The organism is Longispora fulva, assembly GCF_015751905.1.
GTDB lineage: Bacteria > Actinomycetota > Actinomycetes > Mycobacteriales > Micromonosporaceae > Longispora > Longispora fulva.
This window is the reverse complement of sequence record NZ_JADOUF010000001.1, coordinates 6,802,635-6,821,021: the sequence shown is the minus strand read 5'-3', so window position 1 is coordinate 6,821,021 and position 18,387 is coordinate 6,802,635. Positions and strand designations below refer to the sequence as shown.

Annotated in this window: 21 protein-coding genes; 7 read left to right on the top strand and 14 right to left on the bottom strand. The window is 72.9% G+C overall.

Translation table 11 applies throughout. The features are described from left to right. Positions 1–97: 97 nt before the first annotated feature. A complete protein-coding gene (locus IW245_RS31345) occupies positions 98–481 on the top strand; it encodes a DUF5319 domain-containing protein (RefSeq protein WP_197006725.1) in 384 nt (127 codons plus the stop codon). Between the two features lie 121 nt (positions 482–602). On the opposite strand, the gene IW245_RS31340 is transcribed toward IW245_RS31345, so the two are convergent. The 4 genes from IW245_RS31340 to groES form a co-directional block, all read right to left on the bottom strand. Beyond that, on the bottom strand, positions 603–1,682 hold the full coding sequence (locus IW245_RS31340; RefSeq protein WP_197006724.1) for a hypothetical protein: 1,080 nt from the start codon (positions 1,680–1,682) through the stop codon (positions 603–605). Continuing rightward, positions 1,679–2,251, bottom strand: a complete 573-nt coding sequence (gene shbA, locus IW245_RS31335) for an RNA polymerase sigma factor ShbA (protein WP_197006723.1) — start codon at positions 2,249–2,251, stop codon at positions 1,679–1,681. Before shbA ends, IW245_RS31340 begins: the two co-directional genes overlap by 4 nt. A 114-nt stretch (positions 2,252–2,365) precedes the next feature. Continuing rightward, the gene (groL, locus tag IW245_RS31330; RefSeq protein ID WP_197006722.1) at positions 2,366–3,994 is read right to left on the bottom strand and encodes a chaperonin GroEL; all 1,629 of its coding nucleotides are present in this window, start codon (positions 3,992–3,994) and stop codon (positions 2,366–2,368) included. A gap of 63 nt (positions 3,995–4,057) precedes the next feature. Continuing rightward, on the bottom strand, positions 4,058–4,366 hold the full coding sequence (gene groES, locus IW245_RS31325; protein WP_497198472.1) for a co-chaperone GroES: 309 nt from the start codon (positions 4,364–4,366) through the stop codon (positions 4,058–4,060). 168 nt (positions 4,367–4,534) lie between these two features. Between groES and IW245_RS31320 the strand changes: the two genes are divergently transcribed. Next, positions 4,535–5,731, top strand: a complete 1,197-nt coding sequence (locus tag IW245_RS31320) for a THUMP-like domain-containing protein (protein WP_372445273.1) — start codon at positions 4,535–4,537, stop codon at positions 5,729–5,731. 225 nt (positions 5,732–5,956) lie between these two features. Here the strand turns inward: IW245_RS31320 and IW245_RS31315 are convergent, their stop codons facing one another. The 3 genes from IW245_RS31315 to IW245_RS31305 form a co-directional block, all read right to left on the bottom strand. Continuing rightward, entirely contained in the window at positions 5,957–7,705 is a 1,749-nt protein-coding gene (locus IW245_RS31315) for an ABC transporter ATP-binding protein (RefSeq protein WP_197006719.1), read from the bottom strand. Beyond that, positions 7,702–9,396 (bottom strand): ABC transporter transmembrane domain-containing protein, encoded by a 1,695-nt coding sequence (locus IW245_RS31310; protein WP_197006718.1) that lies wholly within the window; start codon positions 9,394–9,396, stop codon positions 7,702–7,704. The genes IW245_RS31315 and IW245_RS31310 overlap by 4 nt, the downstream gene beginning before the upstream one ends. A 76-nt stretch (positions 9,397–9,472) precedes the next feature. Then, positions 9,473–9,862: a winged helix-turn-helix transcriptional regulator gene (locus IW245_RS31305; RefSeq protein WP_197006717.1), complete on the bottom strand. Its 390-nt coding sequence runs from the start codon at positions 9,860–9,862 to the stop codon at positions 9,473–9,475. Positions 9,863–9,946: 84 nt separating this feature from the next. Here IW245_RS31305 and IW245_RS31300 point away from each other — a divergent pair, with 84 nt between their 5' ends. Genes IW245_RS31300 through IW245_RS31290 form a run of 3 tightly spaced genes read left to right on the top strand, consistent with a single transcriptional unit; the run spans position 9,947 to position 11,567 of the window. Further along, positions 9,947–10,861, top strand: coding sequence for an NADP-dependent oxidoreductase (locus IW245_RS31300; protein WP_197006716.1), 915 nt, complete (start codon positions 9,947–9,949; stop codon positions 10,859–10,861). Between the two features lie 2 nt (positions 10,862–10,863). Continuing rightward, positions 10,864–11,301, top strand: a complete 438-nt coding sequence (gene rimI, locus IW245_RS31295; protein WP_197006715.1) for a ribosomal protein S18-alanine N-acetyltransferase — start codon at positions 10,864–10,866, stop codon at positions 11,299–11,301. Between the two features lie 11 nt (positions 11,302–11,312). Continuing rightward, complete coding sequence (locus tag IW245_RS31290; protein WP_197006714.1) at positions 11,313–11,567, top strand: hypothetical protein; 255 nt, start codon at positions 11,313–11,315, stop codon at positions 11,565–11,567. On the opposite strand, the gene tsaB is transcribed toward IW245_RS31290, so the two are convergent. The 7 genes from tsaB to IW245_RS31255 all read right to left on the bottom strand — a co-directional run bounded on the left by tsaB (position 11,548) and on the right by IW245_RS31255 (position 17,356). Then, positions 11,548–12,192, bottom strand: a complete 645-nt coding sequence (tsaB, locus tag IW245_RS31285; RefSeq protein ID WP_197006713.1) for a tRNA (adenosine(37)-N6)-threonylcarbamoyltransferase complex dimerization subunit type 1 TsaB — start codon at positions 12,190–12,192, stop codon at positions 11,548–11,550. The genes IW245_RS31290 and tsaB overlap by 20 nt on opposite strands. Next, positions 12,173–12,640 carry a tRNA (adenosine(37)-N6)-threonylcarbamoyltransferase complex ATPase subunit type 1 TsaE gene (gene tsaE / locus IW245_RS31280; RefSeq protein WP_233472766.1) on the bottom strand — a complete coding sequence of 156 codons (468 nt, stop codon included), beginning with the start codon at positions 12,638–12,640 and terminating at the stop codon, positions 12,173–12,175. The genes tsaB and tsaE overlap by 20 nt, the downstream gene beginning before the upstream one ends. Then, positions 12,637–13,209, bottom strand: a complete 573-nt coding sequence (locus IW245_RS31275) for a uracil-DNA glycosylase (RefSeq protein ID WP_197006712.1) — start codon at positions 13,207–13,209, stop codon at positions 12,637–12,639. Before IW245_RS31275 ends, tsaE begins: the two co-directional genes overlap by 4 nt. Beyond that, positions 13,199–14,266, bottom strand: coding sequence for an alpha/beta fold hydrolase (locus IW245_RS31270; RefSeq protein ID WP_197006711.1), 1,068 nt, complete (start codon positions 14,264–14,266; stop codon positions 13,199–13,201). The genes IW245_RS31275 and IW245_RS31270 overlap by 11 nt, the downstream gene beginning before the upstream one ends. 82 nt (positions 14,267–14,348) lie before the next feature. Next, complete coding sequence (gene alr / locus IW245_RS31265) at positions 14,349–15,458, bottom strand: alanine racemase (protein ID WP_197006710.1); 1,110 nt, start codon at positions 15,456–15,458, stop codon at positions 14,349–14,351. A gap of 4 nt (positions 15,459–15,462) precedes the next feature. After that, positions 15,463–16,893 carry an NAD(P)H-hydrate dehydratase gene (locus IW245_RS31260; protein ID WP_197006709.1) on the bottom strand — a complete coding sequence of 477 codons (1,431 nt, stop codon included), beginning with the start codon at positions 16,891–16,893 and terminating at the stop codon, positions 15,463–15,465. A gap of 88 nt (positions 16,894–16,981) precedes the next feature. Further along, on the bottom strand, positions 16,982–17,356 hold the full coding sequence (locus IW245_RS31255) for a holo-ACP synthase (RefSeq protein ID WP_197006708.1): 375 nt from the start codon (positions 17,354–17,356) through the stop codon (positions 16,982–16,984). A gap of 128 nt (positions 17,357–17,484) precedes the next feature. Between IW245_RS31255 and IW245_RS31250 the strand changes: the two genes are divergently transcribed. Then, positions 17,485–17,907 carry a hypothetical protein gene (locus IW245_RS31250; protein WP_197006707.1) on the top strand — a complete coding sequence of 141 codons (423 nt, stop codon included), beginning with the start codon at positions 17,485–17,487 and terminating at the stop codon, positions 17,905–17,907. Continuing rightward, positions 17,904–18,287, top strand: coding sequence for a DUF5615 family PIN-like protein (locus IW245_RS31245; protein ID WP_197006706.1), 384 nt, complete (start codon positions 17,904–17,906; stop codon positions 18,285–18,287). The genes IW245_RS31250 and IW245_RS31245 overlap by 4 nt, the downstream gene beginning before the upstream one ends. Positions 18,288–18,387: the final 100 nt, after the last annotated feature.

The following is an 18,387-nucleotide window of genomic DNA, read 5'->3' as shown; positions in this document are numbered from 1 at the left end:
GCGCGGCGTACCCGTCGAAAGATCTTGATCTTTGTCGGCGCGCGCGCCAGCGAGCGGGTCGAGCGCGAAACGCCCCCGGAGCGATACGGTAGGAGGCGTGCACGACGAGCCGATCGACCCTTTCGCCGGTGACCCGGGCGACCCCTCCGCGGGGCTCGACCCCGAGGAGCCGACCGATCCGCTGTCCGAGGACGAGAAGCAGGACGTCCTCGACGACCTCGAGGATCTGGAGCTCTACCAGACCCTCCTGGAGCCGTCCGGCGTCAAGGGCCTCGTCGTCGACTGCGAGGACTGCCGCGAGCCGCACTACTTCAACTGGGAGCTGCTGCGCGCCAACCTGCGCCACCTCCTCGACGACGGCCGCCCCCGCGTGCACGAGCCGGCATTCAACCCCGACCCCGAGCACTACGTGACCTGGGACTACGCCCGCGGCTACACCGACGGCGTCCAGGACACCCTCGCGGCGGAAGACACCCCCTAAACCCTTTTTCCGGGTACGGAGGTCCCCGACCCGACACGCCCCGGCCTGAGGGCACACGGCACGGGCGTCCCTTTCGGGCTGATCTGCGGCCCGGGCTGACGGGCGGCCCGGGCTCCCTCGACTACCGCTGCCGCGAGTCCTTCAGCTCCTGGCCCCCGTGCCTCGTCGGCTTCGGCGTCGGCGGGTGGGCGCCCTTGTTCCCGCCCTTGCCGTCGTCCTTCTTGTCCCCGCCGTCGCCACTCTTGTCCCCGTCATCGCCGCCGCCCGACGTCCCGCCCCCGGTGCCGCCCCCGCCGCCCGACGTCCCGGCACCGCCGCTGGTCGACTTCGGGGTCGGCTTCGAGTTGTCCCCAGGTTTATCCACAGGCTTCTTCGTCGATGTCGGCGTCGGCACGAACCGCGGATCGGCGTGCCCCTCCCCGTTCTCCCCGACCCGCCCCCGCAGGTCCTCCGTACGCTCCCGCAGCCGGCGGACCGCGCCGTCCGACCGGACCCGGGACAGCCACTTCTCCGCGTCGGCCAGGTGTCGCGACGCGTCCTCGGGGCGGCCGGTGTCCAGCGCCTGGGTCGCCAGGTTCAGGGAGTTCTCGGCCTCGGTCTCCGCGAGCGTGGAGGCGGCCCGGTCCGCGTACACCAGCCGGGTGACCGGCCACAGCGCGCTGCCCGGCCGCGCGCTGGCCGACGCGGCCACCCCGGCACCGCCAGCGGCCAGGACGATGACGGCCGCCGCAGCGAGGGCGAGCCGCCGCCGCGACCTCGGCCGCCGGAACCCGACCCGCGGGTCCTTCTTCTCGGGGAGCGCCGCCGGGGCTGCCCGCCGGAGCGTGCCGGGGGCCTGTCGGGCGTGCGGCAGCCGCCGGGGGGTGCCGTTGCGCGCCGGGGCCGCGCCTGGGGCGGCGGCTTCGCCGTCGGCGGAAGCATTGCTCGGTGCGGCGGTGTCACCGGAGCCGACCAGCGCCTTGGCAGCGGGAGCTGCGCCGAACTCCGGCTCCGCCCCGGGCTCGTGGTCGTCGCCCGCAGCCGCGTGGCCGGACGCCGCCAGGTGATCGGACGCCATCAGAAGTCCCGGACCACCCGACGCCACGTCCTCGCGCCACCCCGCCAACGCCGCCAACAGCGGATCCCCGGCCGGCGCCGCATCGCCCCTGCCGAGCGCGTCGAGCAGGGCGTCGGTCCTCGCGAGCTCATCGAACGACGTCACGCCGACACCTCCTCGTCCGCGAACGTGCGCAACCGGGCCAGTGCCCGGTGCTGGGCCACCCGGATCGCCCCGGCCGTCATGCCGAGCACCGTGCCGACCTCCTCCGCCGAGAGGCCGACGGCAACCCGCAGCAGGATGATCTCCCGCTGCACGGGGGTGAGCCGTTCGAGCAGGCCGGCGAGCTGGCGGGACAGGTCGGCGGCCACGGCCTGCGCCTCGGGGTCGGCCCCCGGGTCGGGGCGTTCGGGCACCTGCTCGACGGGGGCGACCGTGAGGGCCCGCTGGGCGGCGCGGTGCGCGTCGGTCACCTTGTGTCCGGCGATCCCGAACACGAAGGCGGCGAAGGGGCGGCCCATGTCCTGGTACCGGGGAAGCGCGGCCAGCACTGCGAGGCACACCTCCTGGGCCACGTCGTCGGCGGTCAGATAGCCACCACCGACCCGCCCGAGCCGCGCCCGGCAGTAGCGCAGGATCAGCGGTCTCAGCCTGACCAGCAGCTCCGACAGGGCGTGCTGATCGCCAGCCGCCGCGCGGACCGCGAGCCCGGTGAGCTCATCCTCTTCGACCATCGTTGAAGAAAGACCCTCCGTTACGGTGCCCGTGTATTCGCACCGTAACGGACTTGTGGCAAAGAAACGAGCACCCGGCAGGAGCCGGGTGCCCGTCCACTGTGCACGGTTTTGCTAGTGCGCGTGCCCGTGGCCACCGTGAGAGTGGCCGTGACCTGCGTCACTGTCGTTCTCCGGCTTCTCGACGACCAGGGTCTCGGTCGTGAGGAGCAGGCTCGCGATGCTGGCCGCGTTGGCGACCGCGCTGCGGGTGACCTTGACCGGGTCGACGATGCCGGCGGCGAGCAGGTCGACGTACTCACCCGTGGCCGCGTTGAGGCCCTGGCCCCACGGCAGCGCCCGGACCTTGCCGACGACGACGTAGCCGTCGTGGCCGGCGTTCTGGGCGATCCAGCGCAGCGGCTCGTCGAGCGCCTTGCGGACGAGCCGCACGCCGACGCCCTCGTCGCCGGTGAGGCCGAGGTCCTTCTCGAGCACCTCGGTCGCCTGGACCAGCGCCGCGCCGCCTCCGGGCACGATGCCCTCCTCGACAGCGGCCTTGGTCGCGGCGATCGCGTCCTCGATCCGGTGCTTCTTCTCCTTCATCTCGACCTCGGTCGCGGCGCCCACCTTGATGACCGCCACGCCGTCGCCGAGCTTCGCGAGCCGCTCCTGGAGCTTCTCGCGGTCCCAGTCGGAGTCCGAAGCCTCGATCTCGGCCTTGATCTTGTTGGCCTGGATCTTGACCTGGTCGGCGTCGCCGCCGCCCTCCACGACCGTGGTGTTGTCCTTGGTGACCACGACCCGCCGGGCGGTGCCCAGCATCTCGAGGGTCACGTCGGACAGCTTGTGGCCGAGGTCCGCGGTGATGACCGTGCCGCCGGTCAGGACCGCGATGTCCTCGAGCATCGCCTTGCGCCGGTCGCCGAAGCCCGGGGCCTTGACGGCCACGGACTTGAACGTCTTGCGCACCGCGTTGACGACGAGGGTCGACAGCGCCTGGCCGTCGATGTCCTCGGCGATGATCAGCAGCTGCTTGTTCGCGCCGATGATCTTCTCGAGCAGCGGGAGGATCTCCTCGAGCGCGGAGATCTTCTGACCGGTGATGAGGATGTACGGGTCCTCCAGCACCGCCTCGCCGGCCTCGGGGTCGGTGACGAAGTGCGGAGACACGAAGCCCTTGTCGAACTGCAGGCCCTCGGTGACCTCGAGCTCGGTGGTCAGGGTCGAGCCCTCCTCGACGGTGATGACACCGTCGCGGCCGACCCGGTCCATGGCCTCGGCGAGCAGCTGGCCGATCGTGGCGTCCTGCGCGGAGACCGTCGCGACGTTGGCGATGGCTTCCTTGGTCGACACCTCGACGGCGCGGTCGAGCAGCACGCCGGAGACCGCCTCGACGGCCGCGTCGATGCCGCGCTTGATGCCGCTCGGGTTCGCGCCGGCGGCCACGTTGCGCAGGCCCTCGTGCACCATGGCCTGGGCGAGCACGGTCGCGGTGGTGGTCCCGTCACCGGCGACGTCGTTGGTCTTCGTCGCCACCTCCTTGGCCAGCTGAGCGCCGAGGTTCTCGTACGGGTTGGTGAGCTCGATCTCCTTGGCGATGGTGACACCGTCGTTGGTGATGAGCGGGGCGCCGAACTTCTTGTCCAGCACGACGTTGCGGCCCTTGGGGCCGAGCGTCACGCGGACCGCGTTGGCGAGCTGGTCGACGCCGGCCTCGAGGCTCTTGCGGGCGTCGTCGGAGAAGCTGAGGATCTTCGACATGTGTGAATCCCTTTCGAAAAAAGTGATGGGCCACCCCACGAGGGGTGACCCATCACTTCACGACTACTTCTCGACGACCGCGAGAACGTCGCGGGCGGACAGGATCAGGTACTCCTCGCCGGCGTACTTGACCTCGGTGCCGCCGTACTTCGAGTAGATCACCACGTCACCGACCTGGACGTCGACGGGCACGCGGGCCCCGTTGTCGTCGAAGCGGCCGGGCCCGACGGCCAGGACGGTGCCCTCCTGGGGCTTCTCCTTGGCGGTGTCGGGGATCACGAGGCCAGATGCGGTCGTGGTCTCAGCCTCGTTCGCCTGGACCACGATGCGGTCCTCGAGAGGCTTGATCGCAACCTTGGTCGCGGTGCTCATGGACATACCCTCCTGGGGTACTTGGTGTGTATGCCAACTCCACCGACGGAACCGTCGTCGCGGGTCCGGGACCGCCGAGTGCTGGCACCCTCGGGTGGAGAGTGCTAACCGAAGGTTATGTCGTGGCTGGCACTCCGTCAACCAGAGTGCCAGCCGTAAGCTGTCGTGGTGAGTCTCACCGAGCTGCGAAGTCCCGCCGGAAGTGCCCTGTTGACCCTCGCCGCGGGGCTCGTGGACGGCGACCAGCTCAAGGCCGTCGAGGCGCTCCGGGCCACCGGGGCCGGCGCTGAGCTGGCCGGCGAGGCGCTCACCCAGGCCACGCTGCGGGCGAAGGCCGTGGCCAAGTTCGGGCCGGACGCAGGGCAGATGTTCTTCACCCGGGCCGGGCTGGAACAGGCCACCCGGCTGACCGTGGCCGACCGGCGGGCCGCCCGGCTCGCCGCCGCCGGGGTCCGGACCATCGCCGACCTGGGCTGCGGGATCGGCGCCGACGCCCGGGCGTTCGCGCGGGCCGGCATCACGGTGTACGCGGTGGAGGCCGACCCCGGCACCGCCGAGATCGCCGCGGCGAACACCGCCGGGCTGCCCGTGACCGTCGAGCACCGCGACGCCCAGTCGGTGGACCTGACCGCCTTCGACGCGGTGTTCTGCGACCCGGCGCGGCGGGCCGGCAACCGGCGGGTGTTCGACCCCCGGTCGTACTCGCCGCCGTGGGACTTCATCGAGAGCCTGACCCGGCGGCCGGCCGTGATCAAGCTGGGGCCGGGGATCGACCACGCGCTGCTGCCGGGCACCGCGGAGGCCGAGTGGGTCAGCGTCGGCGGCGAGGTGGTGGAGGCCGCCCTGTGGTGCGACCGGCTCGCGGAGGTGCCCCGGCGGGCCACGGTGCTCCCCGGGGACACCGGACGGAGCTCGGGCCGGGGCGACGGGACGCCCGGCGGGGCCGCGCAGCTGACCGGGGGCGGCACCCGCGAGGCAGAGGTCGGGCCGACCAGGGCGTTCGTCTACGACCCCGACGGGGCCGTGATCCGGTCGCACCTGGTCGCCGAGCTCGCCGACACGCTCGGGGCGAACATCGCCGACCCGACGATCGCGTACCTGTACGCCGACGAGGTGCGCGCGACGCGCTTCGCCAGGGCGTACCGGATCGATCTGGTGTTGCCCTTCAGCCTCAAACGGCTGCGCTCGACGCTGAGGGAGCGCGGCGTCGGCCGACTGACCATCAAGAAGCGCGGCTCGGCGCTCGAGCCGGAGAGCCTGCGCAAACAGCTCAGACTCGACGGACCGAACGAGGCGACGGTGATCCTGACCCGGGTGGCAGGGGCTCCGGTGACGTTGCTCTGCCAGCCGGCCGACGTTTCGTGAACCGCTCCCACGTCCGGCAGCCCGCGTCGTCCACGGCACGGGCCCGCCACGACTCGGCCGTGACGAACCGGTGCCGCTTGCAGTCCGACAGCTCCCGCGCGGCGATGCCCGCCGCCGGCACGGCCAGCACGCCAACGAACAGCACGACAGCCGCCACGCTCAGCGCCAACCGTCGCATCATGCCTCCTGTGTCGCGCAACCCCCGGCGGGACACAGCGTAGCGGCCTACCCGCCGTTCTTGCCGCCGTGCCAGGAACTCCACAGCGCCGCGTACGCTCCGTCGGCGGCGACCAGCTCATGATGGCTGCCCAGCTCCGAGATCAGGCCGTCCTCGACCACCGCGACCCGGTCGGCGTCGTGCGCGGTGTGCAGCCGGTGCGCGATGGCGATCACGGTCCGGCCCTCCAGCACGGCCGCCAGCGAGCGCTCCAGGTGCCGGGCCGCCCTCGGGTCGAGCAGCGAGGTCGCCTCGTCCAACACCAGGGTGTGCGGGTCGGCCAGCACCAGCCGGGCCAGCGCGATCTGCTGGGCCTCCGCAGGGGACAGGGCGTGCTCCCCGGAGCCGACCTTGGTCTCCAGCCCGTCGGGCAGCGCGCGCACCCAGTCCAGGGCGTCGACGGCGGCCAACGCGGCGTTGATCTGGTCGTCGCCGGCGTCGGGGCGGGCCAGCGCCACGTTCTCCGACACCGTGCCGAGGAAGACGTGGTGCTCCTGGGTGACCAGGGCGACCTGGCCACGCAGCTCGTTCAGCGGCAGCTCGATCAGCGGCACGGCGCCGACGTCCACCGAGCCGGTCCGGGGCCCGTGGATGCCGGCCAGCAGCCGGCCGAGGGTCGACTTGCCGGCCCCGGACGGGCCGACCATGGCCAGCCGCTCGCCGGGGCGGACCTCCAGGTCGATGCCGTGCAGGACGTCGCGGGTGCCGTACGAGTACCGCACGTCGCGGGCCTCGATGTCCGAGCCGATCGGGACCTTGCCGGTGGCCTCCCGGTCGGCCGGCACCTGGGCGACGCCGAGCAGCCGGGCCAGGGACACGCCGCCGACCTGGAGCCGGTCGAGCCAGCTGAGCAGCTCGTCCAGCGGGTTGATCAGCTGCTGGATGTAGAGCACGCCGGCCACGGCCTGCGGCAGGGTGACCAGGTCGTTGACGTAGAAGATGCCGGCGCCCAACGCGGTGGCCGCGACCGGCAGCACGTAACCGAACTCGACGATCGGGAACCACACGCTGCGCAGCCAGAGCGTGTACCGCTCCGCCGCCCAGGACTCCTTCAGCGCGTCGTCCAGCCTGTCGCGGCGCCGGTCGGCGAGGCGCAGGGCCTCGACGGTGCGCGCGCCCTCGACGGTCTCGGCGAGGTTGTCGTTGATCGCCGCGTACGCCGCGTTCTCGCGCAGGTAGCCCGGGGTGGCCCGCTTGAGGTACCAGCGGGTGCCGAAGTACAGCAGCGGGACCGTGACCAGCCAGGGCAGGGCCATGATCGGGCTGACCAGGGCCAGCGCGCCGATCGTGAGCAGCACCGTGACGATGGCGACGAGGGTGGCCGGCACCGCGTACCGCACGGCCTCCGACATCTCGTCCACGTCCCGCGAACTGCGGGTCAGCAGGTCGCCCGAGCCGGCCTTCTCGACCGTGGACAGCGGCAGCGCCAGGGTCTGCTCGATGAAGTCCTCGCGCAGCTCGGCGAGCATCTTCTCGCCGAACTTGGCGCTGGCCAGCCGCGCGTACCGGATCAGGAGGGCCTGGACCACGAGGAACGCCGCGATGGCGATCGCGATCCTGTCCACGGTGACCTTGCTGCCGTGCTTCGACACCTCGCCCACGAGGTCGCCGAGCAGCCGGGGCGCGAACAGGCCCGACACGGCCGCCGCGGCGTAGAGCCCGACGGTCAGGAGCAGGTCGCCCGGGTGCCGGCGCATCAGGACCAGCGCGTAGCGCCGGACCTCGGGACCGTCCGCGATCGGCAGGAGCTGTTTCACGCCTCACCTCTCGTCACAGTCGCCAGATACCTGGGCTCGGTCTTCAGCAGCTCGTGGTGCGCGCCCTCGGCGACCACCTTGCCGTCCTCCACGTAGAGGACCCGGTCGGCGCGGTCGAGCATCAGCGGGCTCGTCGTGCACACCACGGTCGTGCGGCCCTCGCGGGCGCCCCGCAGCCGGTCGGCGATCCTGGCCTCGGTGTGCGCGTCGACCGCACTGGTCGGCTCGACCAGGAGCAGGACGTCCGGATCGAGGAGCAGGGCCCGGACCAGCCGGAGCCGCTGCTGCTGGCCGCCGGAGAACGACCGGCCGCGCTGGGCGACGTCCTCGGTCAGGCCGCCGGGGAGCGCCTCGACGATGTCGGCGGCGCTCGCCACGTGCAGCGCGTCGTCGAGGGTCGCGTCGTCGGCCGTGCCGGTCGGGTCCAGCTCGGCGCGCAGCTCACCCGCGAAGATCAACGACTCGTTGTCGGCGACAAGGATCCGCTCCCGGACCGCGGCGAGGGGCGCGTCGCGGAGGGGGACGCCGCCCCAGGTCGCGGCGCTGTCCGTGTACCGGCCGAGCCGGTCGGCGATCGCAGCGGCCTCCTCCGGTGTCGCCGCGGCGATCGCGGTCAACCGGCCGGGGCCGACGACGGTGCCCGACTCGGGGTCGTGCAACTCGCCGCTGGTCGGCAGGACGGCGTCACCGCCGGAGACGATCTCCGGCTCGAGGCTGAGGATCCGGACGACCCGCTTGGCCGCGACATTCGCCTTGATCATCTTGTCGGCGACCTCGGTCAGGGTGCGCATCGGCGTGACCATGAACGCCGCGTACCCGTAGAAGGAGACCAGTTGGCCAGGGGTCACGTCGCCTGCGAGGGCCAGGCGGGCCCCCACCCAGGTGACGACCACCAGGAACACGCCGGGGATCAGGAACTGGGCGGCCTCCAGCAGCGACTGGACCCTGCCCACCCGGACCCCGGAGTGCCGGACCCGCTGGGACTCGGCCCGGTAGCGCTCGTTGAACGCCTGCTCGCCGCCCACCCCGCGCAGCACGCGCAGCCCGGCGACGATGTCGTTGGCCCGGGAGGTCAGGCCGCCGTACAGCTCGCGCTGGGCGCTCTGCCGGCGGTGCAGCGGGCGGAACAGCGGCCCGATCAGCGACAACAGCAGCGGCACCCCGACGAGCACCAGCAGGCCGAGCTTGACCGAGGTGCTGAGCATGATCGACGCGACCACGAAGATGGCGATCACGGCCCCACTGCCCCGGCCGAGCACGTCGATCGCGCTGCCGATCCGGGACACGTCGGAGTTGCCGACCGCGACGACCTCGCCGGCGGCGAGCCGCTTCGGCAGCGTCGCGCCGAGCCGGGTGGCCTGCCGGCCGGTGACCTGGATCGTGCGGTAGGCGGCCGACAGCCAGTTCGTCACGGCGAACCGGTGCCTGGCCAGGCCGGAGAACACGACCACGAGGCCGAGGGCCAGGATCATGCCGGTCCAGGTCAGGAGGCCGGACATGTCCTTGGCCCCGATCTTGTCGATGGCCTTGCCGACGGTGTAGGGCAGCAGGGACTGGGCGACCATCCAGACGATGCCGAAGGCCACCAGGCCGGCGATCGCCGAGCCCTGCATACGGACCACCCACCAGAGGTAGCGGGTGGCCGAACGGACATCGGGTTCGCCGGGATCGGCTTCGGGAAGTTTTCGCATGGCGTTCCCGACGCTACGCGGCGCCGCCCGTGATCGCCTCCGGTTTTTGGTGTGACGCGTAAGGAGCGAACGGCGGTTACACCGCTACCAGTTCCCGCTCGTCGTACGCCACCCTCGCCGCCTCCACGGCGGACGTGTGCTCCTCGGCCCAGGCCCGCAGCTGGACCGTGAGGCCGAGCACGCTGTGGCCGAGGGCCGCCAGCGAGTACTCCACCTTGGGCGGGGTGGTCGGATACACCCGGCGGTGCACCAGGCCGTCGCGCTCCAGGGTGCGCAGCGTCTGGGTGAGCACCTTCTGGCTGATCCCGTCGAGCCGGCGGCGCAGCTCGCCGAAGCGCATCGGGCCGTCGGTGAGCGCGCAGATCGCCAGCAGCGCCCACTTGTCCGCGATCATGTCGAGCACCTGTCGCGAGGGGCACGCCTTGAGGAAGCTGTCGTGCCAGGTCACTCCGCAGTCGGTTTCCATCAGGTACCTATAGCACAAAAAGCTGCCTACTTCCCAACGGAAACCTGCTCAATCAGGATGGGTTCGGAACGAGAGGAGCACGAGATGCGTGCGATGCAGGCCCGGAAGTACGGCGAGACGATCACCCTGGTGGACCTGCCCGTCCCCACCCCCGCCGCCGGCGAGGTGCTGATCAGGGTGGCGGCGGCCGGGGTGAACCCGGTCGACTGGAAGGCGCACGCCGGCCACATCCCCGACTGGTTCGACGACGGCCCGTACGTGTGGGGCTGGGACGTCTCCGGCACCGTCGAATCCGTCGGCGAGGGGGTCACGGCATTCGCGCCCGGCGACGAGGTCTACGGCATGCCCCGGTTCCCCGACCTGGTCGGCGGCTACGCGGAGTACGTCACCGCCCCGGTCGACACCATCGCGGCCCGGCCGGCCGGGCTCGACCACACGGCCGCCGCCGCGCTGCCCCTGGCCGGGCTCACGGCCCAGCAGTCCCTCGACCTGGCCGGAGTCACCGCCGGAACCCGGGTGCTCGTGCACGCCGCCGCAGGTGGGGTCGGTCACCTCGCCGTGCAGCTGGCGAAGGCGCGGGGCGCGTACGTGATCGGCACCGGCCGGGCCGCCAACCACGACTTCCTCCGCTCGATCGGCGTGGACGAGCCCGTCGACTACACCGAACCCGGCTGGCTGGACCGGATCACCGTCGACGTGGTCCTCGACGGGATGAACGACCCGGCCCTGGTCGCGACGCTCGCCCCGGGCGGCGTCCTGGTGACCCTGCCCGCGGGGCTGACCGCCGAGATGGCCGAGGCCGCGGACAGGGCCGGGGTCCGCGCCACCGGGCACCTGGTGTTCCCCGACGGCCCCGGGCTGCGCCGCCTCACCGCGCTGGTCGACGCCGGGGCGCTGCGGGTCGAGGTCGCGGAGGTGCTCGCCCTGGAGGATGTGACCAAGGCGCACGAGCTGGTGGCCACCGGTCGGACCCGGGGCAAGGTGGTGCTTACGATCTGAGGATGGGACCAGTGCACCTCGTACCACTCACCCGCGACCACGTGCCGGCCGTTCTCGTCATCGAGAAGGAGCTGTTCGGAGCGGAGGCCTGGAGCCGCTGGATGGTGCAGAGCGAGCTGGACGAGAACCACCACTACCGGGCGGCGATCCGCGACGGCGAGCTGATCGGGTACGCAGGGCTGGCCGTCGTCGACGAGACCGAGGCCTGGGTGCAGAACATCGCGGTCCGGGCGGCGAGTCAGGGCCAGGGGGTCGGCCGGCTGCTCCTGGAGGACCTGCTCGCCGCTGCCGGCGACCGGACGGTGGGCCTGGAGGTCGCCTCGGACAACCCGGCCCAGCACCTCTACGCGAAGTACGGCTTCGAGACCGTCGGGGTCCGCAAACGCTACTACCAGCCGAGCGGCAAAGACGCTCTGGTCATGCTGAGGGGGCGGCCCTAGTGTCAACAGACGTGATGGTGCGCATGTGGGAGGTCAGGGCCCAGCCGGACGGGTTCGAGGAGCTGCTGGCCTGGATCTGTGAGTACGCCGTCCCCAACGTCGAGCACCACCCGTCCCATCTGGACAGTGAGGTGTTCAGCTCCACCGACGACCGGATCGTGTGGCTGTCGCGGTGGCGCGGACTGCCGGCCCCGCTGCCGAGCCCGCCGGCCCGACTCGTGGCCCGGCCGCCGCACTCGTGGGACTTCACCCCCGTGGAGTTCTAGGCGCACCGGGCGGCACGGCGTCCGGCCGGCGCAGGTAGAGCGGGGTCAGCTTCTCGTCCGGCGCCCCCGACCGGATCCGCTCGGCGGCCAGCTCGCCGAACGCGCGCACCGACGGGTACAGCGGCTCGTCGAGCACCGGCACGCCCAGCGGGTACAGGTGCGCGCCAGCGCCCACCGCGGCCTCGTAGTCGCCGGAGATGTCGGCCGGCTTGGCGACGGAGGGGCCAGAGACGGGGACGCCGTCGGCGTACACCCCGAAGTAGAGCTCCTTGCGGCGCGCGTCGGTCGCCACCAGCAGGCGGCCGGCGGTGCCGTGGCCCAACGCGTCGAGGGTGCCGACGGCGTAGGTCGGGATGCCCAGCGCGTGGCCCAGGGCCGTCGCCGTGACCAGCCCGACCCGCAGACCGGTGAACGGCCCCGGACCCACCCCGGCGACGATCGCCTTCAGGTCCTTCGTCACGAACCCGGCCTCGGACAGGGCCAGCCGGATCGACGGGGCGAGCAGCTCGCCGTGCGCCTTGCCGTTGACCGTGACCTTCTCGGCCAGCACGGTCACCGACTCCCCGACCTCGAGCACGCCCGCCGTCACCGCCGGGGTCGCCGTGTCAATCACCAAGGTCAGCACTGGTCAGCCTCTCCGTCCAGGAGTCGCCGTGCGGCTCCAGCGTCATGATCCGGGTGTCGTCGTCCAGCCGGTCGATCCGGATCTCCAGGTACTCCTCGACCATCCGCTCCACCAGCCCGTGCCCCCACTCGACCACGGTGACCGCCTCCTCCTGGGTGGCATCGAGGTCCAGGTCGTCCACCTCGCCGATCGAGCCGAGCCGGTAGGCGTCCACGTGCACCATCGGCAGCGGCCCCGGGTGCACCCGGGCGATCACGAACGTCGGGCTGGTCACCGCGCCGGACACCCCGAGCCCGGTACCGACGCCCTGGGCGAGCGCCGTCTTGCCCGCGCCGAGCGGCCCGGTGAGCACGAGCAGGTCACCGGGCTGGAGGTAGAGGGCTAACCGGACGCCGAACGCCCGGGTGTCGTCCACGGTCGGAAGTTTCACCAGAACGTGCTCGCTCACAGCGCGTCTCCCAGCAGTCGGGCGGCCAGGGCCAGGTCGTCTCGGAGCGCGGCGAGGGGCTTGCCGTTCGGGCCGAACCGGATGGCGGCCGACGGGTGGTAGGTCGCGACCACGGAACGCCCGTCGACCTCGTGCACCACTCCACGCACCCCAGCCAGGGTAGTCCTGGGTCCCAGGAACCATGTCGCCGCGGTCAGCCCCAGCGCCACGATCAGACGGGGGTTGAGCAGGTCCAGCTGGGCCGCCAACCAGGGCCGACAGTTGTCCACCTCCGCGGCCCGGGGCGTGCGGTTGCCCGGCGGCCGGCACTTGATCGCGCTGAGGACCGCCGTCTCGTGCCTGGCCAGGCCGGCGTCGGCGAGCAACTGGTCGAGGAGCTGGCCGGACAGGCCGACGAACGGCCGGCCGGCGGCGTCCTCCTGGGCCCCGGGGGCCTCGCCGACGACGGCGAGCCGGCGGGTGAACATGCCCGGCTCGCCCGGCACGACGGTGTTGCGGGAGGCGACGAGATCCTTGCAGAGGACGCAGGCCCTGATCCGGGCCGTCAGGTCGTCCCAGTCACCGGTCACGCCGCGACACCCGGCTCAGCAGCTCGGTCAGGGCCTCGGTGACCGGCACCGGGTGCTCCAGGAGCGCCAGGTGCCCGCCGTCGGCGATCGCCACGAACTCGGCGTGCGGCAGCAGCCTCACGATCTCCTCCCCATGGGTACGCGGCGTGAACAGGTCCTTGTCCCCCGCCACGACCAGCACCTCCTTGTCGGCGAAGGCGACCAGCGCCTCGGCCCGGGAGTGGCTCATCAGCGTCTTGAGGTACCCGGCGATGATCTCCACCGAGGTGCGGGAGATCATCCGCTCCACGTAGGAGACCAGGGCCGGGCTGGGCTTGGCGCTCCCGAAGCCGTACTTGCGGGTCAGCAGCCAGAACAGGTCCGTCGACGCCCGGCGGGCCTTGTCGATCGCACCCGGGGTCAGCCGGCCGGCCGTCGAGATCACCGGCAGGATCGGCTTGCGGAGCACCCCGAGCAATGCCGGCAGCCCGAACGTCACCTCGTCCAACTTGCCGGACGACGTGTTGACCAGGGCCACGCCGACGATCCGCTTCCGGATCAGCTCCGGCCACTGCTCCGCCAGCGCCATGATGGCCATCGCGCCCATCGAGTGCCCGACCAGCACGACCGGGCCGGTCGGCACGGTCTCCTCGATCACCCGGCGCAGGGTCGCCGCCAGCGCGGCCAGGTCGTAGTCGCCAGCGGCGAGCCGCCCGGAACGGCCGTGCCCCGGCTGGTCGAAGAACACCATCCGGTACCGCCGCCACAGCGCCCTGCGCTGGAAGTGGAACGTGCCCATGTCCAGGCAGAAGCCGTGCACGAACAGGAGGGTCGGCTCGCCCTTGCGGGGCTTGTCCGCCTTGCAGATCTCCACGTAGATGTCGACGTCGTCCTCGGTGACGATCGTGCGCTGCTCGTCGAACGGCAGCCGGTCGAACGGCTCGCCGGCGCACGGGTCCTCCGCCACCCGGCGCGTGCGGCGGACCAGGACGCGCTCGGCGGCCACCCCCGCGGCGACACCGGCGGCGGCGACACCGAGGAGCGCGCCGATGACCCCGACCTTGTTCTTCCGGCTCATGCGGGCACCCCGGTGGTCCGGGCGCGGGCGGGCGCCCCACAGGGGACGGCCGGCAGGCGCGGCGCTGCCGGGTCGCGCGGGGTCACCTGTACACCCGGGGGATGCGGCGCTGGCTGCCGAAGTTGGTCAGCACCTCGTAGTTGATCGTGTGCAGGACGTCGGCCCAGTCGTCGGCCGTCGGCTCACCGTCGTCGCCCGGTCCGAACAGGACCGCGATGTCCCCGGCGTGCACGTCGTCGTCGCCACAGTCGAGCACGAACTGGTCCATCGCCACCCGGCCGGCGATCGTGCGCCGGACCCCGCCGAGCTGCACCGGACCGACGTTGGACGCGGCCCGGGGCAACCCGTCGAAATATCCGAGGGGTACCAGCGCCAGCGTCGTCTCCGCCGGCGCGGTGTAGGTCAGGCCGTAGGACACCCCGTGGCCGGCCGGTACCCGCTTGGTGAGCGCGACCCTGGCCCGCACGGTCATCGCGGGGCGCAGGCCGAAGTCCCGGCCGGCGATCGGGGTCAGCCCGTACATCGCGACGCCCAGGCGGACCACGTCGTAGTGCGCGTCCGGCCGGGTCAGGATCGCCGCCGAGTTGGCGATGTGCCGCTGGGTGGGGCGCAGGCCGGCGGTGGCCGCGACGTCCAGTGCCCAGGCGAACCGTTCGAGCTGGGAATCATTCGCCGGGTGCTCGGGTTCATCCGAGCACGCGAAGTGGCTCCACACGCCCACGACCTCGACGAACCCGGTGGCCTCGGCCTTCGCCGCCGCCTCGACCAGCTCCAGCCAGTCGCGGGGCTGCGCGCCGCCCCGGCCCAGCCCGGTGTCGACCTTCAGGTGCAGGCGGGCGGTCCGGCCGACCGTCACGGCCCCGGCGGCCACCTCGGCCAGCTCCGTCAGAGAGGCCGCCGACAGCTCGACGTCGGCGGCGACGGCCTGCTCCCGGGGCTGACCGGGGGCCAGCAGCCAGGCCAGGACCGGGGCCGTGATCCCGGCGTCGCGCAGCTCCAGGGCCTCGGACAGGGTGGCGACGCCCAGCCGGGTCGCGCCGGCCTCCAGGGCCGCGCGGGCCACCGGGACGGCCCCGTGCCCGTACCCGTCGGCCTTCACGACCGCCATGACCTCCGCCGACGTGCCGGAGCACACCCGCGCCACGTTGGCCCGGATCGCGCCCAACTCGATGCTCGCCTCGGCCTGCCACATGCCGTTAACCGTAGCTGAGCACCTCGGCGACCACTTCCCGGAGCGCGCCGGCCACGTCGGACGCCGTCACCGGGCCGCCGCGCGCGGCGTGTTGCCCGGCGAGTCCGTGCACGTACGCCGCGCACACCGCCGCCCATGTCGGCTCCACCCCGCCGGCCAGCAGCGAACCCAGCAGCCCGGCCAGGACGTCGCCCGTACCTGCCGTGGCCAGGGCCCGGGTGCCGGTCGGGTTGACGAACGCCGTGCCGTCCGGGGCCGCGATGACGGTCCGGGGGCCCTTGAGCAGCACCGTGGCGTCCATCGCCTTCGCCAGGCCCCGCGCGGCGGCCACCCGGTCGGGGCCGGGCGGGGCACCGGCCAGCCGCTCGTACTCCCCGTCGTGCGGGGTCAGCACCAGCGGCTCCTCCCGGCCGGCGAGCCAGTCCGGGTGGGTCGAGACCAGGGTCAGCGCGTCGGCGTCGAGGCACATCGGCACCCGCTCCGCGATCGCCGTGCGCAGGTCCGCCTGGGCCGGCGAGTCCAGGCTCAGCCCGGGGCCGACCACCCACGCCTGCACCCGGCCGGCGTCGGACACCCGGTCGGTGACCACGACGTGCGGGTGCCGGTCGCGGACGGCGTGCGCCCCTGCCCCCGCGTACCGGATGTAGCCGGTCGGGCCGGCCGACGCACCGGCGACGGCGAGGACGCCGGCCCCCGGGTACCGCCGCGAACCGGCGGCCACGCCCACCACGCCCCTGGTGTACTTGTCGTCGTAGCTGCGCGACCGGGGCCAGTGGGCGCAGATATCCGCCATGTCCGCGATATTGAGGTCGGTCGGCGGCAGGGTCAGCCCGATGTCCACCACCTCGACCTGCCCCACGTACCGCGCGCCCTCGCCGACCACCAGGCCCGGCTTCAGGCCCCCGAAGGTCACGGTCACGTCCGCGCGCAGCGCCCGGCCGGGCACGTGCCCGGTGTCGGCGTCCACCCCGCTCGGCAGGTCGACGGCCACCACCGGCACGTCCGGCAGCTCCGGCAGCTCGACCCGCAACGGGCCGGACGCGCCGATCCCGACGATCCCGTCCACAACCAGGTCGGGCCGGCCGGGGGAGGTCACCACCCGGCCGCCGGCCGCCCGGAACGCCGCCAGGCCGGCCTCATGCACCCGCACACCCACCACCCCAGCACCGCCAGCGCCCGTCGGCAGCGGGGAGCCCAGCAGCAGCGCCGACACCTGCGCACCCCGCCGGGCCAGCAGCGCGCCGGCGAACAGCGCGTCGCCGCCGTTGTCGCCGGAGCCGACGAGGAGGAGGACCCGCGCCCCGTACACCCGCGGCAGCATCCCGGCGCAGCGGCGGGCGAGGCCGGCGGCGGCCCGGGCCATCAACGGCACCCCGGCGGCCAGCAACGGGGCCTCGGCGGCCCGCACCTCGGCGACCCCCCAGACGCCCCTCACGCCGCACCGCCGCAGCCGGCGGAAACCCCGGGCCGCAGGCCCAGGGCACGGGACCGCCCCGCCCCTGTCGACCCACCACCCCGGCCGGTCACAGCTCCCCTTCCGCGACCACCATCGCCGACGCGATCCCCCCGTCGTGCGACAGGGACAGGTGCCAGCGGGCGACCCCGCGCGCCGTGGCCGCCGCCGCGACGGTCCCCGACACGGTCAGCCAGGGCCGGCCGTCGGGATCGGTGACGATCTCGCAGTCGTGCCACATCAGCCCGCTCGGCGCGCCGAGCGCCTTGGCCACAGCCTCCTTGGCGGCGAACCGGACGGCGAGGGACTCCGGGGCCCGCGGATTGCCGGAGGAGGTGAGCCGCTCGGACTCGGTGAACAGCCGCTCAGCGAGCAGGGGTGTGCGGTGCAGCGCGGCGGTGAACCGCTCGACCAGGACGACGTCTATCCCAACCCCGACAATCATGCCGTTCACCCTATTGCTTCCGCCTCGTCGCGGGAGGGGCCGGTGTGGCCCCCGCGCCATCTGGTGGGACCTTCACTCACGCCGCCCAGGGTGGTCAGCGATGTAGTGAACGCGCTACGGTGTAGTGCATGTCCACGCCTCTCTCTGTGCGTTTTGAGGACCAGCTCCTCACCCGACTGCGCCGCCGCGCCGCCGGCACCCCCGGTGCGAGCGTGTCCGGGCTGGTCCAACGGCTCGTCGACGAGGGGCTCCGGCTCGCCGAACACCCGGGCATCGTGTTCAAGGACGGCCCCAGCGGGCGGCGCGCGGCCCTCGTCGCCGGCCCCGACGTCTGGGAGGTCATCCAGGTCCTCCGCGAGGTCGACGAGCGCGGCCCGGCCGCCGTCACGGCCACCGCGGAGATCCTGTCGCTGCAGCAACCCCAGATCAGAACAGCCATCCGGTACTACGCGGACCACACCGCGGAGATCGACGCGGAGATCGCCCAGGCAGACGCAGAGTCCGCAGCGGCCCAGGCAGCCTGGGAGGCCGAGCAGCGGCTGCTCGCGTGAAGATCCTCCTCGACGAGATGCACTCCCCGGCCGTCGCGCGGGCCCTGCGCGCCCTGCACCACGACGCCATCGCGATCGCCGAGCACCCGGAGCTGCGGTCCCTCCCCGACGACGAGGTGTATCTGTACGCGGTCGCCCACGACCGGTGCATCGTCACGGAGAACGTGAAGGACTTCCGGCGGCTGCACGCGCGGGCCGAGGAGACGGGGGCGCCCAGGACCCGGCTGCTGTACACGAGCAGTCGGACGTTCAAGCGGAGCCGGCGGGACTTCACGCCGTTCATCGAGGCGCTGGTGGCGTGGATCGGGGCGCCGCACGCGGCCGGTTCGGAGGCCTGGCTGAAACCGCCCCGCCCGGCCCCCTCCACCGACCCGGCCTGACCGGCCCAGCACCCCGCCCTGGCCGGGCTGGGAGGCCTCGCGGAAGTGCCGATGCGCGCCGGCCCAGGTGCGCGGCGTAACCGTCTGAAGTTTCTTCGTT